The organism is Kocuria salina (genome assembly GCF_013368965.1).
Taxonomy (GTDB): Bacteria; Actinomycetota; Actinomycetes; order Actinomycetales; family Micrococcaceae; genus Kocuria; species Kocuria rosea.
Window position 1 is genome coordinate 381,829 of sequence record NZ_SSSF01000003.1, and the last position, 24,702, is coordinate 406,530.

Here is a 24,702-nt window from a genome sequence, read left to right on the forward strand (position 1 = left end):
CACGCGATCAACCATGGAAGAGGCGTATTCCCCGTGCCACATCAGCCACAGCACCCCATCCCTGAAGAATTCGCAGGTAACGAGTGGCTCGTCGACGAACTGTTCGAGAAGTACCGGACGGACAAGAACTCGGTGGACGAGAAGTGGTGGCCGATCTTCGAGTCGATGAGCGCGGACAGCAGCACCGCCGCGGAGCCGGCGGGCGCCGCGCAGGCGCCGGCGCCGAAGGCGGCCCCGGCGGCCGCCCCCGCGCAGCCCAAGGCCGCCGCCGCCCCCCGGCCGCCCGCGGCCCAGCGCACCGCCGCTCGCACCTCCCCCGCCCCGGCGGCGAAGCCCGCCACGCCGCCCGCGCCCACCAGGTCCGGTGCCAAGGCCGAGGGCCGGCCCGAGACCGACCAGGGCGAGACCGAGGCCTCGGACGCCAAGAAGCCCATTCCGGCCCAGCCCGCCCGCGCCCGCGCCACGGCGCCCAACCACGACGCGCCGGCCGAGGACAAGGTCGTCAAGCTGCGCGGTCCGGCGAAGGCCGTGGCCGCCAACATGGACGCGTCCCTCACCGTCCCCACCGCCACCACGGTCCGCGCCGTCCCGGCGAAGCTGCTGATCGACAACCGGATCGTGATCAACAGCCACCTCTCCCGCAACCGCGGCGGCAAGGTGTCCTTCACGCACCTGATCGGCTACGCCGTGATCAAGGCGCTGGCCAACTACCCGTCCCAGAACGTCGTCTACGACGAGCAGGACGGCAAGCCCGTGGCGGTGCACCCCGCCCACGTCAACTTCGGCATCGCCATCGACATCCCGAACAAGGACGGCTCCCGCAACCTCGTGGTGCCGAACATCAAGGGCGCCGAGGCCATGTCCTTCATGCAGTTCTGGAACGCGTACGAGGACGTCGTCCGCCGCGCGCGCGCCAACGAGCTGACCATGGAGGACTACCAGGGCACCACGGTGTCCCTGACCAACCCGGGCGGCATCGGCACCGTGCACTCCGTGCCGCGGCTGTCCAAGGGCCAGGCGTGCATCGTCGGCGTGGGCGCGCTCGACCACCCCGCCGAGTACCGGGGCTCCTCCCCCAAGACCATCGCGCGGCACGCGGTCTCGAAGATCATCACCCTGACCTCGACCTACGACCACCGCGTCATCCAGGGCGCGGGCTCCGGCGAGTTCCTGCGCCTCATCGAGTCCTACCTGCTGGGCGGGGACGACTTCTACGACGAGATCTTCGAGGCCCTGCGGATCCCCTACGAGCCCGTGCGCTGGGCCGTGGACAACCAGGTCAACCCGGAGATCCAGGTCAACAAGGTCGCCCGGATCCAGCAGCTCATCCACGCGTACCGGGTCCGCGGCCACCTCATGGCCGACACCAACCCGCTCGAGTACGTGATGCGCAAGCACCCGGACCTCGACATCCGCACCTACGGGCTGTCCCTGTGGGACCTGGAGCGCGAGTGGCCCACCGGCGGCTTCGGCGGCGCGGACGTGCTCAGCCTGCGCACCATCCTGGGCCGGCTGCGGGACGCCTACTGCCGCACCCTCGGCGTGGAGTACATGCACCTGCAGGAGCCGGAGGAGCGCGAGTGGTTCCAGGACCAGCTCGAGCACGGCTACCAGAAGCCCAGCCGCGAGGAGCAGTTCCGCATCCTGGGCCGGCTCAACGCCGCCGAGGCGTTCGAGACGTTCCTGCAGACCAAGTACGTGGGCCAGAAGCGCTTCTCCCTCGAGGGCGGTGAGTCCCTGATCCCGCTGCTGGACGAGATCATCTCCGACGCCGCCGACGCCGGGCTCGCGGGCGTCGGCATCGCCATGGCCCACCGCGGCCGGCTCAACGTGCTCACCAACATCGCCGGCAAGTCCTACGCCCAGGTCTTCCGCGAGTTCGAGGGCAGCCAGGACCCGCGCACCACCGAGGGCTCCGGCGACGTGAAGTACCACCTCGGCACGGAGGGCTCCTTCACCTCCGACAACGGCAACGAGACCCAGGTCTACCTCGCCGCGAACCCGTCCCACCTCGAGGCCGCCGACCCGGTCATCGAGGGCATCGCCCGGGCCAAGACGGACGTCCTGGGCGCCGGGCCCGAGGGCGACGGGACGTTCCCGGTGCTGCCGATCCAGGTGCACGGCGACGCGGCCTTCGCGGGCCAGGGCGTGGTGGCCGAGGTCCTGCAGATGGCGCTGCTGCCCGGCTACACCGTGGGCGGCACCGTCCACGTGGTCGTGAACAACCAGGTGGGCTTCACCACCGCGCCCGCCGCGGCCCGGTCCACCACCTACGCGACGGACATCGCCAAGGGACTCCAGGCGCCGATCTTCCACGTCAACGCCGACGACCCCGAGGCCGTCACGCACGTGGGCCAGATGGCGTTCGCGTACCGGCAGACGTTCCACAAGGACGTCATCATCGACCTCGTGTGCTACCGGCGCCGCGGCCACAACGAGGGCGACGACCCCTCGATGACCCAGCCGCTGATGTACAACCTCATCGAGGAGAAGCGCTCGACCCGCAAGATCTACACCGAGAACCTCGTGGGCCGCGGCGACATCACCCAGGAGGAGGCCGACCGGGCGCTGAAGGACTACCAGGAGCGCCTGGAGCGGGTCTTCGCCGAGACGCACGAGGCGCAGACGTCCTCCATCCCGCTGGTCACCGGGGACTCCGCCGCGATCTCGAACATCGAGCGGCCCTCCGCCCAGCAGGCGGACTCCGGGGTCTCGATCCCCCGCACCACGGCCATCTCGACCGAGGCCGCCCAGCGGATCGGCGCGGTGCATGTGGAGGTCCCCGAGGACTTCGCCGTGCACAAGAAGCTGCGCAAGCTCCTCGAGCGCCGCGAGGCGATGACCCGCGAGGGCGGCGTGGACTGGGGCATGGGCGAGCTCATGGCCTTCGGCTCCCTCATGATGGAGGGCATCCCGGTCCGGATGAGCGGCCAGGACGTCCGGCGCGGCACGTTCACCCAGCGCCACGCCGTGTTCTACGACTCCGGCACCGGCGCGGAGTGGACCCCGCTCAACCACCTCTCCGGGAACCAGGCTCAGCTGGCGATCTACAACTCGCTGCTGTCCGAGTACGGCGTGCTGGGCTTCGAGTACGGCTACTCCGTGGAGCGCCCGGACGCCCTGACCGTGTGGGAGGCGCAGTTCGGCGACTTCGTCAACGGCGCCCAGATCATCCTGGACGAGTTCGTCTCCTCCGCGGAGCAGAAGTGGGGCCAGCGCTCGTCGCTGGTCATGCTCCTGCCGCACGGCTTCGAGGGGCAGGGCCCGGACCACTCCTCGGCCCGGATCGAGCGCTTCCTGACGCTGTGCGCCGAGAAGAACATGGTCGTGGCCAACCCCTCGACGCCGTCGAACCACTTCCACCTGCTGCGCCGGCAGGCCTACAGCCGCCCGCGCAAGCCGCTGGTGGTGGCCACGCCGAAGCAGCTGCTGCGCCTCAAGGCGGCGGCCTCCCCGATCGAGGAGTTCACCTCCGGCGCGTTCCGCCCGGTGATCGGCGACCAGGCGGGGCTCGAGGCCGCCGAGGTCACCGACGTGGTGCTGGTCTCCGGCCGGCTCTACTACGACCTCGCCGCGGCCCGCGAGGAGCGCAAGGACCGGAGGACGGCGATCGTGCGCGTGGAGCAGCTGTACCCGCTGCCCCTCGCGGAGATCCGGGAGGAGCTCGGCAAGTACCCCGAGGCCCGCCTCACGTGGGCGCAGGACGAGCCCGCCAACCAGGGCGCCTGGCCGTTCATGGCGGTCAACCTCCTGCCGCAGCTCGACCGGCCGGTCCGGCTCGCCTCCCGCCCCGCGTCCGCGTCCCCGGCCAACGGCTCGGCCAAGCGCCACGCGGCCGAGCTCGAGACCCTGGTGCAGACGGCCTTCGAGCGCGACTGAGCCCGTCCCGGGAGGGCGGGGCCCGTGCCCCTGCCCTCCCGCACGTCCCCAGCGAGTCCGGCGCCGGCCCGTGCCCACGGGCCGGCGCCGCTCGTCCCCCCGACATCCCGCACCCCCGACCAGAAAGAACGACGTGGAGCAACGAAGGATCAGAATTGTCGCAGTCGGTGACGAGCTGCTGGCCGGCGAGGGCGACCCCCGGGGCCTCGGCTGGTTCGGGCGGGTCATGGCCCGGACCCCGCACCACGTGGCCCCCGTGTCCGCCTACAACCTGGCGGCGCCCGGCGAGGGCAGCGAGTCGCTCAACGAGCGCTGGTTCGAGGAGGCGGCCCGCCGCTTCTCCCCCGGCCACGACAACCGCCTGGTCATCGCGCCCTCCACCCTGGACATCGACCTGTCCATCACGAGCGCGCGCTCCCGGCTGAACATGGCCAACATCATCGACACCGCCTCCCAGCACAACGTGCGGGTCCTCGTGGTCGGCCCCCCGCCCACGATGGACGCCGAGCGCAACCGCCGGATCGCGGACCTCTCGGCCGCCTACGCGGACGTCACGACCCGGCGCAACCACGTCTACGTGGACACGTTCAACCCGCTGCAGCACCACGAGCAGTGGCGCAAGGACCTCGCGGCCAACCACGGACACCCCGGCCAGGCCGGCTACGGGCTGATGGCGTGGCTCGTGCTGCACCGCGGCTGGTACGACTGGCTGGACCTGCCCGAGCCCCGGTGAGCCCCGCCCGTCCCGCGTGTGAGAGAATGGCGGGCAGTGCCTCGTCCGGCCGCCGCTGACATCACCAGACCACGCGGGAACGGACGCCGACACCCACGATCCGCCGCGGGCGACCGCGGACAGACAGGAGGCTCGCATGAGCAAGCGCGGACGCAAGCGCAAGGACCGCCGCAAGGGCGGCGCCAACCACGGCAAGCGCCCCAACGCCTGAGGTCCTTCCCGGACCCGGCGACGCCGTGACGGAAGGGCCCCGGACCGCTGACGCGGTCCGGGGCCCTTCCGTGTGCCCGGAGGTCCTGCCGTGCGGGAGCCGGGGCGCCGCGCTCAGGCGGCGGGCGGGTCCTGGCGCGCGCCGTGCAGCCGGGCGAGGATCGAGACCCGCAGGTCGGCGGGCGCGGTCTCCGCGCAGGACCGCCGGACCACGGAGCGGATCACGCACTCCAGGTCGTACTCGCGGGCGCACTCCGGGCACTCGAGGAGGTGGCCGTGGATCTCGTCGAGGTCGTCCGCCGGGAGCACCCCGTCGAGGTACTCGTAGATCAGGCGGATCCTCTCGTCCGTGCAGCATCCGAGGCTCTCGCAGTCGGCCATGTCTACTTGTCCTTTTCCTTCTTCTTGTCGCCGGTCACCCTGGACGTGTCGAAGCCGCGCTCGGCGGCGTAGTCGGCGAGCTTCTCGCGCAGCAGCTTCCGCCCGCGGTGCAGGCGGGACATCACCGTCCCGATCGGCGTGTCCATGATCTCGGAGATCTCCTTGTAGGCGAAGCCCTCCACGTCGGAGAAGTACACCGCCAGCCGGAACTCCTCGGGCAGCTCCTGCAGAGCGCGCTTGACGTCGCTGTCCGGCAGGTGGTCCAGCGCCTCCACCTCCGCGGAGCGCAGCCCCGAGGACGTGTGGGACTCGGCGCGGTGCAGCTGCCAGTCCTCGACGGTGTCGGTGTTCGCCTGCAGCGGCTCGCGCTGCCGCTTGCGGTAGAGGTTGATGTACGTGTTCGTGAGGATGCGGTACAGCCACGCCTTGAGGTTCGTGCCGGGCTTGTACTGGTGGAACGCGGAGAACGCCTTCGTGTAGGCCTCCTGCACGAGGTCCTCGGCGTCGGCCGGGTTGCGAGCCATGCGCAGGGCGGCGGCGTAGAGCTGGTCCACGTACACCATGGCGTCCTGCTCGAAGCGCGCCTTCCGGTCCTCGGGGGACTCGGTCTCGACGTCGACGGGCGGCTCGGTGCGCTGGGGGGCGGCCCCCTGCTGGTTCTGCTCGTTCATCACGGACCAGTCTACGGGGACGCGCGCGCGGGCCGGGGCGGGCTCGAGAACGCTCGTGGGGGCGGTGATGACTGCTCCTCTCCCCCGCCGTGCGGGTCCCTCCGAAAACCTGTGCCGGTGACCTGCCCCGGACGGGGCGGCCGCTGTCCTGCACAACGGGTGTCACCGTCGCACCTATTCCCACCGCGCCCGGCCCGTGCTCGCCCCGGGCGCGGTCCCCGTGGCTAGGATGGGACGAGCGGCGCCGTCCGCCGATCCAGACCCGCCCGACACAGCCCCGCGGTACCGTCTGCCGCCGAGGAGGAACCCATGAGCATCGTCCGTCGCATCGCCCGCCCGCTGCTGGCCACCGGTTACGTCGCCAACGGGGTGGAGAGCTTCCGCAACTCGTCCCAGGCCGCCCAGCACCTCGCCCCGGCGATCTCCGCCGCCACGAAGGCCTTCCCCCAGGCCGGACCCGCGCTGCAGAACCACGCCGTGGTGGCCCAGGGCCTGGCCGCGGCGCAGCTCGGCGCCGCCGTGCTCTTCGGGCTGGGCAAGCTGCCCCGCCTCTCGGCCGGCGTGCTCGTCACCACCACCGCGCTCAACGCCTACGCCGACTACCGCGCCGCGGAGGCGAGCACCCCGGAGCAGAAGGCCGCCCGCCGCTCCACCGCCTTCAAGAACTCCTCCCTGGTGGGCGCCGTCATGCTCGCCGCCGTGGACACCGAGGGCAACCCGTCCCTGCTGTGGCGTGCCGAGCACCTCGCCGGGGACGTCCGCAAGAACGCCTCCAAGCTGGGCAAGGACACCCAGAAGCAGGTGGCCAAGGCCGAGAAGGCCCTCCAGCACGCCGTCAAGCAGGGCTAGGCCCCGGTCCCCCTGTCGTGATGCCGCCGGAGTCCTCCGCCCCCGCAGCCCGTCCCGACGCCGCGGAGCCGGCCCCGCAGCACGAGCTGTGGCCGGCTCCGTTCGTCGGGCCCCGTCCCGTCGTCGCCGAGCTGACGGTGCCGGGCTCGAAGTCCCTCACCAACCGGTACCTGCTGCTCGCCGCCCTGGCGGACGGTCCGTGCCGGCTGCGCTCGCCCCTGCACTCCCGCGACTCGCGGCTGATGGTCGAGGCCCTGCGGGCCCTCGGGGCCCGCGTCGAGGAAGTGCCCGGGGACGGCGGCTTCGGCCCCGACCTGCTCGTCGAGCCCGCCCCCTGGGACGCCGCCGAACCGGTCACGGTCGAGTGCGGGCTGGCCGGGACCGTGATGCGCTTCGTGCCGCCGGTCGCCACCCTCGCACGGCGTCCCGTCACCTTCGACGGCGACCCGGGCGCCCGGGTGCGTCCCATGGGGCCGGTGATCGACGCCCTGCGCGCGCTCGGCCTGCGGGTCGAGGACGACGGCCGGGGCCGGCTGCCCTTCACCGTGCACGGCACCGGCGGCGTGCGCGGCGGGGAGCTGGAGATCGACGCCACCGGCTCGAGCCAGTTCGTCTCGGCCCTGCTGCTCGCGGGTGCCCGGTTCGACGACGGGCTCGTGCTGCGCCACCGCAGCGCCGACGGCTCGGGGCGCGGTGTGCCGTCCATGCCGCACGTCGAGATGACCGTCGAGGTGCTGCGCGGCCTCGGCGTCTCCGTGGACGACTCCGTGCCCGACGAGTGGCGGGTCTCCCCCGGGCCGGTGCGGGCCTTCGACGTGACCATCGAGCAGGACCTCTCCAATGCCGGCCCCTTCCTGGCCGCGGCCGTGGTGACCGGCGGACGGGTCTCGGTGCCCCGCTGGCCCGACCGCACCACCCAGGGCGGCGACCACTGGAAGCACATCCTCCCGGCCTTCGGCGCGGCGGTGGAGCTCACGGACGGGACCTTCACCGTCACGGGACCGGACGCGGTGACCGGGGTCGACCTCGATCTCGGCGAGGCCGGGGAGCTCGCGCCCACCGTCGCGGCCGTGTGCGCGGTCGCCGGCACGCCCTCGCGGCTGCGCGGCATCGCCCACCTGCGCGGCCACGAGACCGACCGGCTCGCCGCGCTCGTCACGGAGATCAACCGGCTCGGCGGCGACGCCGAGGAGACCGCGGACGGGCTGCTGATCCGGCCGGCCCCCCTGCACGGCGGGACGTTCCACAGCTACGAGGACCACCGGATGGCCACCGCCGGCGCCGTGATCGGCCTCGTGGTCCCGGACGTCCGGGTCGAGAACATCGCGACCACCGCCAAGACCCTCCCCGAGTTCCCCCGGCTGTGGGCGGAGCTCACGGGCACGAGCCGTGACGCGTAGGGACTCCGTCCGGCGCGACTGGGACGAGTCGGACGTGCGCGTCCGTCCCAGCAAGACCGGCTCCCGCCCGCGCACCAAGGAGCGGCCGGCGCACGAGGACGCCGTCACCGGCCGCATCGTCACCGTGGACCGCGGCCGCTACACCGCGATCCTCGAGGAGGACACCCCCGGGGAGCGGCTGGTCGTGGCCGTGCGCGCCCGGGAGCTGCGCCGCCGGCCCGTGGTCGCGGGCGACCTCGTGGGTCTCGTCGGCGACGTCAGCGGCGCCCCGGACAGCCTGGCCCGCCTCGTGCGGATCGAGGAGCGCTCCACCGTCCTGCGCCGCAGCGCGGACGACACCGACCCGGTCGAGCGGGTCGTGGTGGCCAACGCCGACCAGCTCGTGGTCGTCGTTGCCGCCGCCAACCCCGAGCCCCGCACCGGGTTCATCGACCGCTCCCTCGTGGCCGCCTACGACGCCGGCATCGAACCGCTGCTGTGCATCACCAAGACCGACCTGCGGGACCCCGCCGAGCTGATCTCCCACTACACGGCGCTCGAGCTGCCCGTGCTCGTCTCGGGACCCGCCCGCGACGTCCCGGCCGACGACGACGGGACCACGCTGCCCCTCGACCCGGCGCTCGTCGAGGCCCTGCGCGAGCGTCTCGACGGCCACGTCTCGGTGCTGCTGGGCCACTCCGGCGTGGGCAAGTCCACCCTCGTCAACGCCCTCACGGGCGCCGACCGGGCCACGGGCGGGGTGAACGCCGTGACCGGACGGGGCCGGCACACGTCGTCGTCGGCCCTCGCCCTGAAGATCGAGGACGCCTCCCCCGGGTCCTGGATCATCGACACCCCCGGCATCCGCTCGTTCGGCCTGGCGCACGTGGACCACGACCGGATCGTGGAGTCCTTCGACGAGCTCGCCGAGGCGATCGCCGAGTGCCCCAAGGGCTGCCGGCACACGGGGACGTCCCCCGGCTGCGCCCTGGACGCCTGGGTGGCGCAGGGCCGCGCCGGGGAGGCGGGCGAGTCCCGGCTGGTCTCCCTGCGCCGGCTGCTCGGGGCCGGGGAGCGCCCCGGGGAGTCCCGCGAGGACAAGGAGCTCGGCGTCCAGTGAGCCGTCGGGCGGGGGTGCCTCGCACCCCCGCCCGACCAGGCCCGGGACCGCGGTTCGGGGTAGGTTGGACCAATGCGCAGCCCCAGCAACTACACCGACGACCTCCGCCTCGCCCACATCCTGGCCGACGCCGTGGACCGCCTGACCATGCGCCGGTTCAAGGCCCAGGACCTCACGGTGGAGACCAAGCCCGACCTCACCCCCGTCACGGACGCCGACCGCGAGGCCGAGCAGCTCATCCGCACCCAGCTGGGGCGCGCGCGCAACCGGGACGCCGTGATCGGCGAGGAGTACGGCGCCACCGGCAGCGGCGCCCGGCAGTGGGTCGTGGACCCCATCGACGGCACCAAGAACTTCGTGCGCGGCGTGCCGGTGTGGGCCACCCTGATCGCCCTCGTCGACGAGGGCCGGCCGGTGGTCGGCGTGGTCTCCGCGCCGGCGCTCGGGCGCCGCTGGTGGGCGGCGGCCGGCACGGGCGCGTTCACCGGCAAGTCCCTGGCCAACGCCCAGCGGATCCACGTATCCCAGGTGGGGCGGCTGTCCGACGCCTCGCTGTCCTACTCCTCGCTCACGGGGTGGCGGGACCGCGGGGTGCGCGAGCGCTTCCTGGAGCTCACCGACGAGGTCTGGCGGACCCGGGCCTACGGCGACTTCTGGTCCTACTGCCTCCTCGCCGAGGGCGCCGTGGACATCGCCTGCGAGCCCGAGCTCAGCCTGCACGACATGGCCGCGCTGGTGCCCGTGGTCGAGGAGGCCGGCGGCCGGTTCACGTCCCTCGAGGGCGAGCCCGGGCCCTTCGGCGGCAACGCGCTGGCCACCAACGGCCTGCTGCACGACGAGGTGCTGGGGCTGCTCGCGACCGGCTCCTGAGCCGCCCGCGCGACGACGGGGGCCCGCACCGGCCGGTGCGGGCCCCCGTCGTCGTCGGTCTCCGGCCGGGGTCAGAGGTCCTGGCCGGTGAAGCCCATCTCCCGCTCGATGCACTGCTGGAACGCCGCCTGGTCATTGGAGAACTGCGAGCAGGCCTCCATGGCCGGCCCGAACTCCCCGAACAGCGCCCCGAAGAGCACCAGGAAGAGGATGCTCGCCAGGATCGCCAGGACGCTGAGCACGATGCCGATGATCGGCAGGGCCTTGGACGCGCCGGGCGTCCTGCCCAGCTTGCGCAGCGCCACGATGCCCAGCACCAGGCCCACGAGGCCCGGGACGAGGCCGAGCACGAACCAGCACGTCAGCAGCGCCACGATGCCCAGCACCAGGGAGGCGATGCCCAGCCCCGTGCCGGCGGGCCGCGGGCTCGCGCCGTACTGGTTCATGTCGTACTGCCCCTGGTAGCCCTGCTGCCCCTGGTAGCCCGGGCCGCCGTACTGGCCCTGGTCGTACTGGCCCTGGCCCTGGTAACCCTGGCCACCGTACTGACCCTGGTCGTACTGGCCCTGGCGGTACTGGTCCTGGTAGCCCTGCTGCCCCTGGCCGTAGGAGTCCTGGCCCTGGTAGCCCTGGCCGCCGTACTGGCCCTGGCCGTACTGGCTCTGGTAGCCCTGCTGCCCCTGGCCGTACTGCGGTGTGGCGTACGGGTCGCCGGCGCCGCCCTGGCCGGAGCGCGGCGGCTCGTAGGAGGGTCCCGAAGGCGCTCCCTCGACGCGCTGACCGTACTCGGGCGGGTCGTGGCGACCGGAGCTCGACGACCCGCCGGCACCGGTGCCGCTCTGGTCTGGCGTGTTGTCGTTGTGGCTCATGGCGTTGCCCTTTCGGTCGTCTGCGGTACGCCACCAGCTTGTCACACGGCCCGCCGAGACGTGCCCCTTCCCGGGCGGCGGCACGGCGCCCACCCTGCCCCCGGAACGATCCGGGCACGAAAAAACCGGGGAGCGCCTCGCGGCGCTCCCCGGTCAGGGATCTCGTGGAGATGGGGGGAATTGAACCCCCGTCCGATGCAGCATTGTCAGGGCTTCTCCGGGTGCAGTCTGCGTGGCGTTTTCTCAGTCCCGGCCCTCGTGCAGACACGTGGCCGACGGACTCAGTCGCGAAAGTGTTCTCCAGACGCCCGCGACGAACGGCTGGAGCAGTGGCCTCCTGATTGATGCCAGACCCCGGGTCGAAGGCGAACCCGGGCTGACAGTCACCTAAGTAGTCTGGTTGCGCTTACGCCGCGAGGGCGAAGGCGTTCTGAGACTTGGCGACGTTGCTCTGAGAATTGGCAACTATTGTTTTACAGAGAGCGTTTACGAGATAACTCTGCGTCCTCGACCCGCTTCCCCTGTCTCAACTCACATCGTCGAAACCGATCATCCCCGTATTTTGTTGTCAAGCACCCCGCCGCAGCGGGACACACCATTCTACCGCGCGGTACCCGCCGACCGCAAGCATTCGCCCCGGACCCTCAGCCCAGGTTCTTGTAGCGCATGGCCCGCTGGGCCTCGCGGTTGTCCTGCTGCTCCCGCAGGGTCTGGCGCTTGTCGTACTCCCGCTTGCCCTTGGCCACGGCGATCTCGACCTTGGCCTTCTTCCCGTCCACGAAGTAGAGGGACAGCGGCACGATCGTGAAGCCGGACTCCCGCGTCTTCTGCTGGATCTTGTCCATCTCGCTGCGGTGCAGGAGCAGCTTGCGGCGGCGGCGGGCGGAGTGATTGGTCCACGACCCCTGCAGGTACTCGGGGATGTGGACGCCCTCGAGCCACAGCTCGCCGTCGGTGAACTGGCAGAACCCGTCCACGAGCGAGGCGCGCCCCATGCGCAGGGACTTCACCTCGGTGCCCATGAGCGCGAGACCCGCCTCGTAGGTGTCGAGGATGTGGTAGTCGTGCCGGGCCTTTTTGTTGTTGGCGACGACCTGGCGACCAGTGTCCTTCTTGGCCATGGGCCTCCTCCCTGGGGACGGTGCGGACGGGAACGTGCCGCGCACCGGGGCACGCGGCAGATCCTCCATCCTACGCCACGGCCCTCGCGCGGGACCACGGCCGGCACCCGGACCCGGCGGCGCCCCGCCCAGGAGCGTCGCCCCAGGTCACCCCGCCGCACCCGGTAGGCTGGGCGGATGCTGGAGCCAGTCCCCACCGAGCGCCCGCCCGCTGCGGACGTCCTGTACCTCGTCGGCACGAGCGGTCACCCGAACTTCGGCGACGAGTTCATCGCCGCCTCGTGGCTGCGCTTCCTCGCCCGCGCCCGGCCCGGCGCCGAGGTGTGGCTCGACTGCCCCCACCCGGGGCTGGCGTCCCACCTGTTCGACGGACTGCACCCGGGTCTGCGGACCACCGACACCCTGTGGCGGCTCGCCTTCGAGACGACCGGCATGGACCCGGCCGCGGCGGACGCCCACGTGGACCGGGTGGTGACGCACCTGGGGTCCCCGCGCTACGACCTCGGCCTGCTCGGCGCCCGGCGCGCGAGTTCCGTGCACATCCTCGGGGGCGGGTACCTGAACTCCATCTGGCCGCACCACGCGCGCCTGCTCCGGGCGGCGCTGCGGCTGCGCCAGGTCTCCGGGGCGCGGCTGGCCGCCACCGGCCTGGGCCTGGCCCCCGCCACCGACGCCGAGGGCCTGCGCGCCGCGCTCGGCGCCTTCGACCACGCCACGGTCCGTGACGCGCCCAGCGCCCAGCTCGCCCGCGCCGACCGCGCCCCCGACGACGCCTTCCTCGGCCTGCCCGGTCTCGCGGGCTTCACCGGCGCGCCCGCCGAGGGGACGGACGACGGCGACGTGTGGGTGTGCCTGCAGAGCGACATGACCGAGCCCGGGATCCTCGACGGCGCCGTCGCCGCCGTGCGGGCCGCGCTGACGGGTCCGGCACTGGCGGGCCGGACCGTGCGCTACCTCGAGGCGATCCCCGGCGCGGACCGCGCGGCCTTCGACCGGCTCGCCGACCTCGTCCCCGAGGAGAACTTCGTGCCGTTCACGCGGCTCTGGCAGGAGGGCTTCCCGGCCCGGCCGGGTCAGACGTGGATCACCTCGCGGTTCCACTTCCACCTGCTCGCCGCCGCGTGCGGCGCGGAGGGCACCGCGCTGGAGGTCAGCCCCGACTACTACCGCGTCAAGCACCAGTCGCTGCTCGAGGCCGGCACGGGGTGGTCCGTCACGCCCACCGGCGGCACGGAGCCGTACGCGCCCGCCCGGTCGCACGCCTTCCCCGCCACGGCCGCGCGGCTGCACCGCACCAAGCTGCGGGAGGCGGAGGAGCTGTACCCGGCGGCAGCGGCCCCCGAGGACGACCCCGCCGGGACGGAGCCCCGCACCCGGCCGGGACGGACGGTGGCGCGCTTCCTGCGCCGCTGAGCGCCCGCCCTCCCAGGGCACCGGGCCCCGGCCGGTCGCGGGACCGGCCGGGGCCCGGTCAGGGGTCCCGCGGGAGCTCAGGCGTCGGCCGGGGCGTGGCGCTGGTCGGCGCGCCAGCGGATCCCGGCGTCGACGAAGCCGTCGATCGCGCCGTCGAAGATCGCGGAGGGGTTGCCCTCCTCGTGGTTGGTCCGCAGGTCCTTGACCATCTGGTACGGGTTCAGGACGTAGGAGCGCATCTGGTCGCCCCAGGACGCCTTGACGTCCCCGGCCAGCTCCTTCTTCTTGGCGCTCTCCTCCTCCTGGCGCTGCAGGAGCAGCCGCGACTGGAGCACGCGCAGCGCGGCGGCGCGGTTCTGGATCTGGGACTTCTCGTTCTGCATGGACACGACGATGCCCGTGGGGATGTGGGTCATCCGCACGGCGGAGTCCGTGGTGTTCACGGACTGCCCGCCGGGGCCCGAGGAGCGGAAGACGTCCACCTTGATCTCGGACTCGGGGATCTCGATCGAGTCGTCCTGCTCGATGAGCGGGATGACCTCCACCGCCGCGAACGAGGTCTGGCGCCGCCCCTGGTTGTCGAAGGGGGAGATGCGGACGAGCCGGTGGGTGCCGGCCTCGACGGACAGGGTGCCGAAGGCGTAGGGGGCCTTGACCTCGAAGGTCGCGGACTTCAGGCCCGCCTCCTCCGCGTAGGAGGTGTCCAGGACGGTGGTCGGGTAGCCGTGGCGCTCCGCCCAGCGCAGGTACATGCGCATGAGCATCTCGGCGAAGTCGGCGGCGTCCACGCCGCCGGCGCCGGAGCGGATGGTCACCACGGCCTCGCGCTCGTCGTACTCGCCCGAGAGCAGAGTCTGGACCTCCAGCCGGGAGAGCGCCTTCTTGACCGCGGCGAGCTCCTCCACGGCGAGCTCCAGGGTCTCCGCGTCGTCCTCCTCGGCGGCCAGCTGCACCATGACCTCGATGTCGTCGATGCGGCCGCCGAGCTTCTCGAGCCGCTCGAGGTCGGACTGCTTGTGGGAGAGCTTGGAGGTGATCTTCTGCGCCGCGGCCTGGTCGTCCCACAGGTCCGGGGCGGTCGCCTGCTGCGAGAGCTCGGCGATGTCCCGCTTGATGGCGTCGACGTCGCTCACGGCCTCGATGGACGCGAACGTGGAACGGAGGGCGGAGATCTCTGCCGGAAAGTCAAGGGAGGCCATGGAAGCCAAGATTATCCCATGGGGGCAAATCGCCCCGGCCCGGCCCGGCGCCCCTCTGGCAGGATGGTGCCGAGAGGAAGGAAGCACGATGCGCATCCCTCGCACGCTGGCCCTGGTCCTCGCCGGCGGGAAGGGCTCCCGGCTCGGCGCCCTGACCGAGAAGAAGGTCAAGCCCGCCCTGCCCGTGGCGGGCACCTACCGGCTCATCGACGTCGCCCTGTCCAACCTCGTGCACTCCCACCTCTCGGACGTGTGGGTCGTCGAGCAGTTCCTTCCGCACAGCCTCAACCAGCACCTGGCCAACGGGCGCCCCTGGGACCTCGACCGCACCCACGGCGGGCTCCAGGTCCTGCCCCCGTACCAGGGCACCGAGGGCGAGGGCTTCGCCGAGGGCAACGCGGATTCGCTCTACCGGCAGAAGGACCTGATCCGCGACTTCGCCCCGGACCTGGTCCTGGTGCTCAGCGCCGACCACCTGTACACGCTGAACTTCCTCGACGTGATCGACACCCACCTCGAGCGGGGCGCCGACCTGACCGTGGTCACCACGCTCGTCGACGAGGACCCCTCCCGCTACGGCGTGGTGCAGGCCGACGACGGCGGCCGCGTCACCGGCTTCGACTACAAGCCGGACGAGCCCCGGGGGCGGCTGGTCGCGGCCGAGATGTTCCTCTACGACGCGGAGAAGCTGCTGGAGGCCCTGGACCTCGTGCACGAGCAGGAGGGCGGGCTCGAGGACTACGGCAACGACCTGGTCCCGTGGTTCGTGGCGCACCGCACGGTGGTGGAGCACCGCCTGGACGGGTACTGGATGGACCTGGGCACCCTGCAGTCCTACTGGACCGCCCACATGCAGATGCTCGACGGCGACGGCGTGGCCCTGGACGACCCCGGCTGGCCGATCCTCTCGGCCCAGCCGCAGCGGGTGCCCGCCCGGATCGCCGGCAGCGCCGAGCTGCGCGGGTCGATGGTCGCCGCGGGCGCGATGGTGCGCGGCGCCGTGGAGCACTCGGTGCTCGGCCCCGGCGTCGTCGTCGAGGAGGGCGCCACGGTGCGCAGCTCGGTGCTGCTGGACGGCGTCCGGGTGGGAGCCGGGGTGACCCTCGAGAACGTCCTCGCCGACACGGGAGCCGACATCTCCGCGGGTGCGCACGGCGCCGCGGGCGCCGTGACCCTGATCGACGGCACGGGCGCCGTGGCGGCCACCGAGGAGTTCGACCGCGGGGCGGTCCTGCCCCGCGGTCACTGAGCCCTCCGCGGACCGGTCCCGCCGGGGCGGGACCCGCCCGGGACGGGACCGCCCGGACGGATCGTGTCCGGGCGGGACGCTAGTGGGCGTGGCGGTAGGGCTGCGGCTCGGGCAGGCCGGCGCGGGCACGCACCCGCCGGCCGAGGCGCTCGATGGAGGTCAGCGCCGCGGCGACGTCGTCCGCCCGCACGGTGAAGGGCATGCTGTGGATGGTCTCGCTCTCCACGGTGGCGGCCCGCGCCACGGCCCGGATCTCCTCGGTGTCCTCCGCGCGCAGCCCGATCTCCGTGAGGGTGGTCGGCAGCCCGACCCGGGTGGTGAACTCGATGAAGTCCACGATCTCCGAGCTCGGGGCGCCCTCCAGCACGAGCTGGGTGATGGAGCCGATGTTGACCTTCTGCCCGTGGGCCAGGCCGTGGGTCTGCGGCGCCGCGGTCAGTCCGTTGTGGACGGCGTGGGCCGCCGCCAGTCCGCCGGACTCGAAGCCGAGCCCGGAGAGCAGGGTGTTGGCCTCGATGACCTTCTCCAGTGCCGGGGTCACGACGTGGTCCCGGGCGGCGTCCATCGCCACGAGGGCGTTGTCCCACAGGACGTCCCAGCTCAGCCGGGCCAGGGCGGTGCCCGTGAGGGTGGCCGTGCCCCCGGCCATGGTCAGCGACCCCGAGGCGGCGGTGGCCCTGGCCTCCAGCCAGGTGGCCAGGGCGTCGCCGACGCCCGCCGCCAGGAAGGTCGCCGGCGCGTTGGCCACCAGCTGGGAGTCGACGAGGACGAGGTCGGGGTTGCGAGGGAAGAAGCGGTACTCCTCGAAGACGCCCTCGTCGGTGTAGACGACCGCCAGCGCCGAGGTCGGCGCGTCGGTGGAGGCGACGGTGGGGACGCTGACCCACCGGATCCCGGCGAGGAACCCGGAGGCCTTGACCGCGTCGATGGTGCTGCCGCCGCCCACGGCCACGGCCACGTCGGCCCCCGCCGCGCGGATGACCGCCGTGAGCCGGTCGATCTCCCCGGCCGAGGGGATGCCGTTGAAGGCCTCGCGCGTGGTCGCCATGCCGGCCCGCGCCAGGGACGCCTCCACGTCGTGGCCCACGAACCCCCAGACGACGTCGTCGGCCACCACCAGGGGTGTCTGCCCGACGGCGGCGAGATACTCTCCCAGGCGTGCGATGGCGCCCGGTCCCTGGACGTAGCGTCCTGGGCTGATGACGGAGCGGACGGGAGCGTCCATGGCCTTCTCCTTCGACGACGGGGCCGGCAGGTCGTTCCCCCCGCCGTCCGGGATGATCTCCCGGGTGCCCGCCAGCATAGGAACGTCCCCGCGGCCGGCACCAGGGACGTTCTCGCCGGCTGAGAAACCGGGGACGCGTCGCCGTCGCCTCCCGCCGTCCGGGCCGGGCCGCGCCCCGGTCCTCACCGCGTGGTCATCACCCGGTAGTGCTCCTCCACCTGCTTCCCGGGCAGCTCCTTGGTGTAGACCGCCACCTTGCCGACGGCCCCGTCGAAGAACGACCTCAGGTCCCGGGTGCCGACGCGGAACGGTGCGCTGCCGCGCCGGGGCACGACGACCGTGCCGTCGTGCTTCAGGTCGTCCTGGTCCATGCGCTGCCCGTTGCGGTAGATTTTCGTGTAGCCGTTCGGATAGTTCCCGCCCTTGGCATTGGCATTGATGACGAGCACGTAGTGGATCCACTCCCCCTTGCGCACCGGCACCTGGAAGTAGGACCCCGGCCCCTCTCCTCCGGACGGGTTGAACGCGTAGCCGGAGATGCGGTTGGGCCGGTTCTCGGAGTTGCTCTTCGAGTACATCCGCGCCACGTACTCGTGGTTCCTCGGCGCGCCCTTGCCCATCCAGTGCACGTACCCCGAGCCCTCCTGGGACCGGAAGTCCAGCGCGTCGGGGCGCATCCACGCCTCGACGGTGAGCACGCCGCGCGTGCCGGCGCTGACGGCGGCGGCGTCGGACACCTGGAGGTACTGACCGGTGCCGTCGAAGTCCGCGGCCGTGTCGCCGTTGGGCAGGGTCGCCCGCTTCGGCTTGCCGTGGTAGCTGCCGTGGAGCCTGCCCACCAGGTCCTTCTCCGTGCCCGCACCGGGGCTGCGCATGGCCCAGTACGCGGCGGGTCCGTCCTTCCGGACGGTGTCGTCGTAGGTGAGCGGGCGGGCCGCGCTCCGCAGGACGTCCCCGGGATGGTCCCGGGCGGCCGACGGCGGAAGTCCTGCGATGCCCAGCGCCAGCGCGAGCAGCAGCGTCAGCACGCCCTGCACCGGCGTGCTCCACCGCCCCCGCGCGCGAACAGTGCTCATGTCGAGACCTCGATGTGGTGTCGGACGGGACCGCCCGCACCGGTTGCCCCCGTGGTGCGCGTCCCGCTCACTGCGGTGCCGGCCGTGCGGCCGCACCGGACGTCGTCGCGACACCTCCTCCCCACCAGGACCGATGCACTCCCGAGGACCGGTCCGGAGGAACATCCCCTCGGCACCAGCGTGCGCCGCCGCGCCCGGGCGGTCAATGAGATCGCGCCGAACAGCACCCGAACGGTGACCATCTCCGTCGCCCGGTCCGGGGCCGGCCCTGACGTCTGCGAGCGCCGTGCCTCCCGCGCCGGCCGAGCCGCCCCCGGAGCCGCCGCGCGGGTCAGCGGAACCGGGTGGGCCGCGTCATCGGCCCAGTCGCGCGCGGGCCTCGCTCGTGGCGGTGATCGGGATGCCGTCGGGCACCAGGAGGTTGACCACCGGCGGGTGCACGACGGCGGCCAGGGTCACCTCCGCGGTCCGCCCGTCCGGGCTCCCGGTGGGCGCGGCCAGGGCGAGGCCCGGCGTCCCGGCCCAGGCGCTGACGGTGTCGAGGTAGGCGGTCGCCGCCCCCGCCACGGCGTCGTCGTCCAGGACCGTGACGGGCGGGGCGCCGCCCGTCCCCGGTTCCAGCGCCACGAACGTGTCGGCCGCGGCGAGCGCGGCGTTGTCGGCCAGCACCTGCAGCTTGCGCTCCCCCACGTAGACCGCGGTGACCCCCATGACCACGACCGTGAGCAGGAGCAGCACGACCGCGAAGCCGATGACCAGGATCGTCACCTGCCCGTCGTCCCGGTCCTCGCCCCGGTCAGTGCCCCGGTCGTGGTCCCGGCTCCCGTCCCGGCGCGGGCCGGGTCCGGCGGTCCGCCCGCTCATCCGTAGCGGCCGATCACGACCGTGGCCGAGGACGTCAGCACGGCCACGTCCAGATCGGTGAAGCCGGGCACCAGCGGCAGCGGGACCTCCAGGGTGGCGTGCACCGTGGCCACCGCACCGGGCTCCGCGCACGCCCCGTCGGAGCACTCGAGGCGGAGCGCCAGCCGGTCGGGGGCGAAGCCCTGGTCCGCGGCCGCCAGCCGCGCCGCCGCGGTCAGCCCGGTGTCCGAGAGCGCACCGGGCTCGGCCCGGGCCAGCACCTGGGACGCCTGCTGCGCGGCGGCCACCACTCCGAAGGCCCCGGCCTGGACCTGGGCCACCGCGAGCACGAAGTAGACCACGGGGACGAGCAGCAGCGTGCCCAGCGCCACGAACTCCACGACCGCGCTGCCCTCGTCACCGCCCGCAGTCCTCCCGAGCACATCGGGCGGCCCGGCCGCACAGGCCGTCCCGGTCGCTCCGATCGCGCCGGTCGCTCCGGTCGAGGCGGGCGAGGCGGTCGAAGCAGCCGTAGCCGTCGATGCCGCTGCTCCGCTGGAGGCAGGAGCTTCAATCCCCGAGGACGGCATGGCCGCGCACCTCCAGGGAGTCGGGCGGACCGAACAGCGCCACCACGGGCAGGGGCGAGACCACCGTGATCTCCAGGGTCCGCAGCTCGCCCACCGCCGCGGTGGTCGCGACGACGTCCTGGGCGTACCGGGGGCCGAGGGCGCCGGAGACGATCCGGCGGGTCCGCTCGACCCCGTCCTCGGGCGACCGGTCGGCCAGGGTGCCGTACCGGGCGCCCGCCGCGGCGGCGTCGATCAGCGTGTTGCGCACGTGCAGGGCCAGGGCCAGTTGCAGCGTGGCGGCGAAGATCATCGCCACGAGGCCGGCCACCATGACGTACTCGACCACCGCACTGCCCCGGTCCGTCCCCGGGGGCCCGGCGCCCGGCCGGGCGCGCTCCTCGTCCATCCTCAGTTCTGGCTCACGCGCGCCATCGCGTCCTGGAAGAGCCCCTCCAGGGCCGGCTGCGCCACCAGCAGCAGACCGGCCACGAGCACCGCGGACATCAGGGTCAGCATCACCCAGCCGGGGACGTCCCCGCGGTCCGGATCATCGGCGGCGAGCCGCTCGCGCAGCGCGGCGAGGGTCAGGGTGAGGACGCCGAGCAGGGCGGCGAACCGGTGGAGGTGTGTCATGGGGTGTGTCCTTTCCTGGAGGGCTGCCGGTTCCCGGCCGCCCGGATGAGAGGTCAGAAGCCGAGCTCCAGCACGGCGATCCCGGGGAACACGGCGAACACGACCGTCAGCGGCAGCACGCAGAACACGAGGGGCACCATCATGGCGATCTCCTTGCGCCCGGCGGCCTCCATCAGCTCGCGCTTGTCGTTGTCCCGCACGTCCTGGGCCTGGGCCCGCAGCACGTCCGCCAGGGGCGTGCCGCGCTCGATGGCCACGACGATGCCGTCCACGAACCGCCCGATGGGCGCCACCGGGGTGCGCGCGGAGAAGTCCTGGAGGGCGTGCACGAGTCCGGCGCCGGACCGCGTCTGTGCGAGCACCGCGCGGAACTCCGCGGTGAGCTCTCCCTCCGCGACCCGGCACACCCGCTCGAGCGAACCCACCGCGCTCTCCCCCGCGCCCACCGACAGCGCCATCAGCTCGGCGACGGCGGGGAACTCGGCCAGCATCCGGGCCTCGCGGAGCCGGATCCGCCGGCTCAGCAGGTGCCCGCGCAGCAGGTGCCCGGCGGCCGTGGCCGCGCCCACGGCCAGCAGCACCCCGCCGGGGCCCGTGCCCCAGCGCGCCTCGGCGGCCACGCCGAGCAGGACGCCGAGCAGCAGGCCCCCCGTCGCGCACAGGAGCTGCTCGGCGCGGAAGTCCGCCGCCGTGGTGCTGACGCCCGCCCGGACCAGGCGTCCCTCCAGGGCCGCCGACGGGGCGGCGTGCCGGAACACGCGGTGGGCCAGCCCGCGCACGACCGGGTCCAGCCCCGCTGCGGCCCGGCCGGGTGTCCGGGCGGAGCGGCGCCCGGGGCGGGCGAGCAGCGCCGACTCGACCTCCACCGAGCGCAGCTGCGGGGCGATCCGGGTCGCAAAGGACGGCCGGCCGGTGACCCGGGCGCCGGTGAGCACCAGCCACAGCCCGGCGGCGTGCACCAGGCCGAGGAGCACCAGCAGGGCGGGGGTAGCACTCACCGCAGCACCCGCTCGGGCTCGGGCAGGGCGCCGATCCGCAGCATGAGGCGGTAGGCGATCGTGGAGACGAGCAGCCCGCCGATCAGCACCAGGGCGCCGGCCGGGGTGTCGTAGGCCCGGATCGCGGCGGGCTGGGTGGCCATCAGCGCCAGCACGATCCACGGTGCGGCCACCGCCAGCCGGGCGGCGTTGACCGTCCAGGACTGCCGGGCCTCCAGCTCTCCGCGGGTGCGGGTGTTCTCCCGCAGGAACTCGGACAGCGTGCCGAGCAGCCGGCCGAGGTCGGTCCCGCCCACCTCCCGGGTCACCCGCAGGGCCTCGACGATGTTGTCGGCCACGGGGTCGGCCAGCCGGTCCTTGAGCAGGGTGAGCGCGCCCTGCAGCTGCCCCGAGGCGCGGTAGTCGGCGGCGAACCGGGCGAAGGCCGGGCGCACCGGCTCGGGTCCGCGGTACTGCAGCTGGATCAGCGCCTCGGGCAGGGACATCCCGGCCCGGATCGCCGAGCGCAGGTGGTCGACCACGTCGGGCCACACCTCGCGCAGGGCGGCCGCCCGGTGCCGGGCCCGGTGCTGGACCACCGCCAGGGGAACCCAACCGCCCAGGACGGCGGCGCACAGGCCGAGCACCGCCGCGCCGGTGACCGCGGCGACGAGCAGTCCGCTCAGCGTCCCGGCCGCGGCGCAGGCGGCCAGCAGTCCCGCCGGACCGACCCGGGCCAGGTCCGCGCGCAGCAGCAGCTCTCGCAGCCGGCCGGGCCGGCGCGGGCCGGCCGCGCGCGGCGCCTCCTCGGCCCAGCAGGACCACCAGAGCAGGAACACGCCCGCCCCCAGCAGCACGCCCAGCGCCGCGCTCACCGCCCTGCTCCGGCCGGGCCGTCGTCCGCCAGCAGCTCGCTCACCCGGTGTCCGGCCCGCTCGAACTTCCACGCCGCCGGCGCCTCGGCGGCCACTGCCAGCAGGGCGCCGTCCGTCTCGGCGAAGACCGGGTACGTCTCGATCACGCCGTTCTCGACCCGGTTGCCGATCGCGAGGATCTCGCTCACCCGGCGGCGGCCGTGCCGGTCCCGGTGGCAGTGCACCACGAGGTCGAAGCACGAGGCCACCGTGGGCACCACGAAGCCGGAGCTGATGTTCTCCCCCGCCAGCAGCGGCAGGGTGCAGATCTTGGTCACGGCGTCCCGGGCGGAGTTGGCGTGCAGGCTGCACATCCCCGGGAGTCCGCTGTTGAGCGCGATGAGCATGTCCAGGCTCTCCGCCTCCCGGACCTCCCCGACCACGAGCCGGTCCGGGCGCATCCGCAGCGCCTCCTTGACGAGCCGGCGCAGGGGGATCTCGCCGGTGCCCTCGAGATTGGGCTGACGGCACTGCATCCCCACGACGTCGCGCAGCGGGACCTGCAGCTCGAAGATCTCCTCGACCGTCACCACCCGCTCCCGGGGGCCGATCGAGGCGCACAGACAGTTCAGCAGCGTGGTCTTGCCCGCCTGCGTGGCGCCGGAGACGAGGATGTTGAGCCCGCTGGCCACGGCCGCGTCGAGGAAGCGCGCGGCGCGCGGCGGCAGCGCACCCAGCTCCACGAGGTCGTCCAGGCGCCGGGCCCGGGCCACGAACTTGCGAATGTTCACGGCCCAGTGCCGGCGCGTCACGTCCGGGATCACCACGTGCAGCCGGGACCCGTCCGGCAGCGCCGCGTCCACGAACGGGGAGGACAGGTCCAGGCGACGGCCCGAGGACTTGAGCATCCGCTCCACCAGGTTGCGGATCTGGGCCTCGGTCAGCACGAGGCTCGTCAGCTCGGACTCCCCGCCGCGGGCGGCGTAGACCTCCGCGGGGCCGTTGATCCAGATCTCCTCGATCCGCGGGTCGTCGAGCAGCGGCTGCAACGGGCCGAACCCCGCGACCAGGTCCAGCAGCACCCGCCGGGCGGCGTCCAGGTCCGCGAGGGCCGGCAGCACCCCGCGCGCCGAGCGCTGGTCGTAGTCGCGCACCGCGGCGTCCACCAGCTCCCGGGTCCGCTCCAGCTCGAGCACCGGGTCCAGGCCGCGGCGCCGGATGAGCTCGCGCACCTCGGCCTCGACCAGCCCGAGCGCGTCCTCGGAGAGCAGTGCCGTCATCCGTCCCCCTGCGCGTTCCCCGGCGCGGGATCCGCGCCGGCGGCGCTCCCCCCGGAGCGCATGCACAGGAACATAGGCCGATCCGGCGTCGTCCCCACAACCCCCGTCCGGGCTCCTGTGGACAGCCGTCGCTGACCTGCGACGTTGTTCCCGTCCGGAAACACATGAAGTGTCACAGGATGCGGGCGCATGGAAACAGGTCGGCGGGGGCCACGTCCCGAAAGGGCGTGCAGGCCGGGCCGCCGGGCCGTAGGGTGGCGGGCGAACACGCTCCCCCCGGGCGTCCGCGTCACGGCACCACCCGTGCCGCACGCACTGCCCCCGATCGCAAGGACCGCCGTGACCCACGTGACCACCGAGCAGGGCGGCACACGCCCCGACGTCGCCGCTCGTCTCCGGGCGCTGCTCCGCGCGGGCGTCCCCTTCGCCGGGAACCTGCTCACGAGCGCGGCCGGAGCGGCCCTCGGCCGGCACCTGGTGGACCCGTCGCCGGTCCCGAGGGCAGCCGTGCCCCGGGACTGGCCGCCCGTCTTCGCGCACCGGGGCGGCGCCGAGGTCGCCCCGGAGAACACCCTCGAGGCGTTCCGGGCCGCCGCCGCCCTCGGGGACGTGGTGCTGGAGCTCGACGTGCAGGCCTCCGCCGACGGCACGGCCGTGCTGATGCACGACCTCACGGTGGACCGCACGACGGACGGGACCGGCGCCGTCGCGCTGATGTCCGCCGCGGAGCTCCAGCGCCTGGACGCCGGGCACGCGTTCACCCTCGACGGCGGGACCTTCCCGTGGCGGGGGCGCGGGGTGCACGTCCCGACGCTCGCGGAGGTCTACGAGGCGTTCCCCGAGCACCGCGTGGCGATCGAGCTCAAGGGCAACCGTCCCGGCGCCGAGGAGATCGTCTGGCGGGCCGTCCGGGCGGCGGGTGCCCAGGAGCGCACGCTCGTCGCGACGAACCGCACGGCCTCGATCCGGCGGTTCCGCCAGGTGTCGGGCGGGGCGGTGCCCACGGCGGCCTCCCCCACGGAGTTCGCGGCCTTCCGGCTGCTGTACCTGCTGGGCCGGCACCAGCACCACACGCTCCCGTTCCAGGGCCTGCAGCCGCCGGACTCGCTCCTGGGACTGCGCGTGCTCACGCCCGCACTCGTGCGCAGCGCCCAGCAGGCGGGTCTGCGGGTGGACGTCTGGACCATCGACCGGGAGGACGACATGCGCCGCCTGCTGGGGTGGCGGGTGGACGGCGTCATGACGGACCGGCCGGACTTGCTGTCCCGGGTGCTCCGGGAGGCCTGATCCGCGCCGGGA

The 24,702-nt window shown here is 73.4% G+C and carries 24 protein-coding genes and 1 other RNA gene; 10 read left to right on the forward strand and 15 right to left on the reverse strand.

The genetic code is table 11. From position 1 onward, the window contains the following. Positions 1-33: 33 nt before the first annotated feature. From E7Z53_RS08655 to E7Z53_RS20985, 3 genes are all read left to right on the forward strand, one after another. Positions 34-3,879: a multifunctional oxoglutarate decarboxylase/oxoglutarate dehydrogenase thiamine pyrophosphate-binding subunit/dihydrolipoyllysine-residue succinyltransferase subunit gene (locus E7Z53_RS08655; protein WP_035927298.1), complete on the forward strand. Its 3,846-nt coding sequence runs from the start codon at positions 34-36 to the stop codon at positions 3,877-3,879. Between the two features lie 133 nt (positions 3,880-4,012). Continuing rightward, positions 4,013-4,612, forward strand: coding sequence for a GDSL-type esterase/lipase family protein (locus tag E7Z53_RS08660; protein WP_031283102.1), 600 nt, complete (start codon positions 4,013-4,015; stop codon positions 4,610-4,612). Positions 4,613-4,748: 136 nt separating this feature from the next. Further along, a complete protein-coding gene (locus E7Z53_RS20985) occupies positions 4,749-4,823 on the forward strand; it encodes a 50S ribosomal protein bL37 (protein WP_095343185.1) in 75 nt (24 codons plus the stop codon). A gap of 113 nt (positions 4,824-4,936) precedes the next feature. Here the strand turns inward: E7Z53_RS20985 and rsrA are convergent, their stop codons facing one another. Next, positions 4,937-5,203, reverse strand: a complete 267-nt coding sequence (rsrA, locus tag E7Z53_RS08665) for a mycothiol system anti-sigma-R factor (protein WP_017833667.1) — start codon at positions 5,201-5,203, stop codon at positions 4,937-4,939. A gap of 2 nt (positions 5,204-5,205) precedes the next feature. Then, complete coding sequence (locus E7Z53_RS08670; RefSeq protein ID WP_017833666.1) at positions 5,206-5,874, reverse strand: sigma-70 family RNA polymerase sigma factor; 669 nt, start codon at positions 5,872-5,874, stop codon at positions 5,206-5,208. 309 nt (positions 5,875-6,183) lie between these two features. On the opposite strand from E7Z53_RS08670, the gene E7Z53_RS08675 reads away from it, so the two are divergent. From E7Z53_RS08675 to hisN, 4 genes are all read left to right on the forward strand, one after another. Beyond that, entirely contained in the window at positions 6,184-6,723 is a 540-nt protein-coding gene (locus tag E7Z53_RS08675) for a DoxX family membrane protein (RefSeq protein ID WP_017833665.1), read from the forward strand. Between the two features lie 20 nt (positions 6,724-6,743). Next, positions 6,744-8,123, forward strand: coding sequence for a 3-phosphoshikimate 1-carboxyvinyltransferase (gene aroA / locus E7Z53_RS08680; RefSeq protein WP_095650643.1), 1,380 nt, complete (start codon positions 6,744-6,746; stop codon positions 8,121-8,123). Further along, a complete protein-coding gene (gene rsgA / locus E7Z53_RS08685) occupies positions 8,113-9,222 on the forward strand; it encodes a ribosome small subunit-dependent GTPase A (protein ID WP_017833663.1) in 1,110 nt (369 codons plus the stop codon). Before aroA ends, rsgA begins: the two co-directional genes overlap by 11 nt. Positions 9,223-9,294: 72 nt before the next feature. Next, the gene (hisN, locus tag E7Z53_RS08690) at positions 9,295-10,092 is read left to right on the forward strand and encodes a histidinol-phosphatase (RefSeq protein WP_017833662.1); all 798 of its coding nucleotides are present in this window, start codon (positions 9,295-9,297) and stop codon (positions 10,090-10,092) included. Positions 10,093-10,163: 71 nt separating this feature from the next. Here hisN and E7Z53_RS08695 read toward each other — a convergent pair whose 3' ends face one another. The 3 genes from E7Z53_RS08695 to smpB form a co-directional block, all read right to left on the reverse strand. After that, positions 10,164-10,961 (reverse strand): DUF4190 domain-containing protein, encoded by a 798-nt coding sequence (locus E7Z53_RS08695; RefSeq protein WP_109243491.1) that lies wholly within the window; start codon positions 10,959-10,961, stop codon positions 10,164-10,166. 162 nt (positions 10,962-11,123) lie between these two features. Then, positions 11,124-11,518: a transfer-messenger RNA gene (gene ssrA, locus E7Z53_RS08700) on the reverse strand. Between the two features lie 87 nt (positions 11,519-11,605). Next, positions 11,606-12,082, reverse strand: coding sequence for an SsrA-binding protein SmpB (gene smpB / locus E7Z53_RS08705; RefSeq protein ID WP_017833660.1), 477 nt, complete (start codon positions 12,080-12,082; stop codon positions 11,606-11,608). 177 nt (positions 12,083-12,259) lie between these two features. Here smpB and E7Z53_RS08710 point away from each other — a divergent pair, with 177 nt between their 5' ends. After that, positions 12,260-13,495: a polysaccharide pyruvyl transferase family protein gene (locus tag E7Z53_RS08710; protein WP_052132953.1), complete on the forward strand. Its 1,236-nt coding sequence runs from the start codon at positions 12,260-12,262 to the stop codon at positions 13,493-13,495. A gap of 77 nt (positions 13,496-13,572) precedes the next feature. On the opposite strand, the gene prfB is transcribed toward E7Z53_RS08710, so the two are convergent. Continuing rightward, the gene (prfB, locus tag E7Z53_RS08715) at positions 13,573-14,694 is read right to left on the reverse strand and encodes a peptide chain release factor 2 (protein ID WP_017833658.1); all 1,122 of its coding nucleotides are present in this window, start codon (positions 14,692-14,694) and stop codon (positions 13,573-13,575) included. Positions 14,695-14,782: 88 nt separating this feature from the next. On the opposite strand from prfB, the gene E7Z53_RS08720 reads away from it, so the two are divergent. Then, positions 14,783-15,943: a glucose-1-phosphate adenylyltransferase family protein gene (locus E7Z53_RS08720; RefSeq protein WP_095650610.1), complete on the forward strand. Its 1,161-nt coding sequence runs from the start codon at positions 14,783-14,785 to the stop codon at positions 15,941-15,943. Positions 15,944-16,022: 79 nt separating this feature from the next. On the opposite strand, the gene E7Z53_RS08725 is transcribed toward E7Z53_RS08720, so the two are convergent. The 9 genes from E7Z53_RS08725 to E7Z53_RS08765 form a co-directional block, all read right to left on the reverse strand. Then, the gene (locus E7Z53_RS08725) at positions 16,023-17,168 is read right to left on the reverse strand and encodes a glycerol dehydrogenase (protein WP_035927543.1); all 1,146 of its coding nucleotides are present in this window, start codon (positions 17,166-17,168) and stop codon (positions 16,023-16,025) included. A gap of 182 nt (positions 17,169-17,350) precedes the next feature. Continuing rightward, the gene (locus E7Z53_RS08730) at positions 17,351-18,244 is read right to left on the reverse strand and encodes a LamG domain-containing protein (protein ID WP_217905568.1); all 894 of its coding nucleotides are present in this window, start codon (positions 18,242-18,244) and stop codon (positions 17,351-17,353) included. Positions 18,245-18,598: 354 nt separating this feature from the next. Next, complete coding sequence (locus E7Z53_RS08735) at positions 18,599-19,108, reverse strand: pilus assembly protein TadG-related protein (protein ID WP_176337608.1); 510 nt, start codon at positions 19,106-19,108, stop codon at positions 18,599-18,601. Further along, on the reverse strand, positions 19,105-19,488 hold the full coding sequence (locus E7Z53_RS08740) for a hypothetical protein (RefSeq protein ID WP_017833653.1): 384 nt from the start codon (positions 19,486-19,488) through the stop codon (positions 19,105-19,107). Before E7Z53_RS08740 ends, E7Z53_RS08735 begins: the two co-directional genes overlap by 4 nt. 169 nt (positions 19,489-19,657) lie before the next feature. Next, on the reverse strand, positions 19,658-20,065 hold the full coding sequence (locus E7Z53_RS08745) for a TadE/TadG family type IV pilus assembly protein (RefSeq protein ID WP_017833652.1): 408 nt from the start codon (positions 20,063-20,065) through the stop codon (positions 19,658-19,660). Between the two features lie 2 nt (positions 20,066-20,067). Beyond that, a complete protein-coding gene (locus E7Z53_RS08750; RefSeq protein ID WP_017833651.1) occupies positions 20,068-20,292 on the reverse strand; it encodes a hypothetical protein in 225 nt (74 codons plus the stop codon). Positions 20,293-20,345: 53 nt separating this feature from the next. Next, positions 20,346-21,290 carry a type II secretion system F family protein gene (locus E7Z53_RS08755; RefSeq protein WP_017833650.1) on the reverse strand — a complete coding sequence of 315 codons (945 nt, stop codon included), beginning with the start codon at positions 21,288-21,290 and terminating at the stop codon, positions 20,346-20,348. After that, a complete protein-coding gene (locus E7Z53_RS08760) occupies positions 21,287-22,144 on the reverse strand; it encodes a type II secretion system F family protein (protein ID WP_017833649.1) in 858 nt (285 codons plus the stop codon). The genes E7Z53_RS08755 and E7Z53_RS08760 overlap by 4 nt, the downstream gene beginning before the upstream one ends. Beyond that, the gene (locus E7Z53_RS08765; RefSeq protein WP_035927323.1) at positions 22,141-23,403 is read right to left on the reverse strand and encodes a CpaF family protein; all 1,263 of its coding nucleotides are present in this window, start codon (positions 23,401-23,403) and stop codon (positions 22,141-22,143) included. Before E7Z53_RS08765 ends, E7Z53_RS08760 begins: the two co-directional genes overlap by 4 nt. Before the next feature lie 339 nt (positions 23,404-23,742). Here E7Z53_RS08765 and E7Z53_RS08770 point away from each other — a divergent pair, with 339 nt between their 5' ends. Continuing rightward, complete coding sequence (locus tag E7Z53_RS08770; RefSeq protein ID WP_176337609.1) at positions 23,743-24,690, forward strand: glycerophosphodiester phosphodiesterase; 948 nt, start codon at positions 23,743-23,745, stop codon at positions 24,688-24,690. The last annotated feature ends 12 nt before the right edge of the window (positions 24,691-24,702 follow it).

Coding starts and splice junctions, on each gene's coding strand:
- rsrA (WP_017833667.1), bottom strand. CDS start 5,203: ATGGCCGACTGCGAGAGCCTCGGATGCTGCACGGACGAGAGGATCCGC.
- E7Z53_RS08670 (WP_017833666.1), bottom strand. CDS start 5,874: ATGAACGAGCAGAACCAGCAGGGGGCCGCCCCCCAGCGCACCGAGCCG.
- E7Z53_RS08675 (WP_017833665.1), top strand. CDS start 6,184: ATGAGCATCGTCCGTCGCATCGCCCGCCCGCTGCTGGCCACCGGTTAC.
- aroA (WP_095650643.1), top strand. CDS start 6,744: ATGCCGCCGGAGTCCTCCGCCCCCGCAGCCCGTCCCGACGCCGCGGAG.
- hisN (WP_017833662.1), top strand. CDS start 9,295: ATGCGCAGCCCCAGCAACTACACCGACGACCTCCGCCTCGCCCACATC.
- E7Z53_RS08695 (WP_109243491.1), bottom strand. CDS start 10,961: ATGAGCCACAACGACAACACGCCAGACCAGAGCGGCACCGGTGCCGGC.
- smpB (WP_017833660.1), bottom strand. CDS start 12,082: ATGGCCAAGAAGGACACTGGTCGCCAGGTCGTCGCCAACAACAAAAAG.
- E7Z53_RS08710 (WP_052132953.1), top strand. CDS start 12,260: ATGCTGGAGCCAGTCCCCACCGAGCGCCCGCCCGCTGCGGACGTCCTG.
- prfB (WP_017833658.1), bottom strand. CDS start 14,694: ATGGCCTCCCTTGACTTTCCGGCAGAGATCTCCGCCCTCCGTTCCACG.
- E7Z53_RS08720 (WP_095650610.1), top strand. CDS start 14,783: ATGCGCATCCCTCGCACGCTGGCCCTGGTCCTCGCCGGCGGGAAGGGC.
- E7Z53_RS08725 (WP_035927543.1), bottom strand. CDS start 17,168: ATGGACGCTCCCGTCCGCTCCGTCATCAGCCCAGGACGCTACGTCCAG.
- E7Z53_RS08730 (WP_217905568.1), bottom strand. CDS start 18,244: ATGAGCACTGTTCGCGCGCGGGGGCGGTGGAGCACGCCGGTGCAGGGC.
- E7Z53_RS08735 (WP_176337608.1), bottom strand. CDS start 19,108: ATGAGCGGGCGGACCGCCGGACCCGGCCCGCGCCGGGACGGGAGCCGG.
- E7Z53_RS08745 (WP_017833652.1), bottom strand. CDS start 20,065: ATGGACGAGGAGCGCGCCCGGCCGGGCGCCGGGCCCCCGGGGACGGAC.
- E7Z53_RS08750 (WP_017833651.1), bottom strand. CDS start 20,292: ATGACACACCTCCACCGGTTCGCCGCCCTGCTCGGCGTCCTCACCCTG.
- E7Z53_RS08765 (WP_035927323.1), bottom strand. CDS start 23,403: ATGACGGCACTGCTCTCCGAGGACGCGCTCGGGCTGGTCGAGGCCGAG.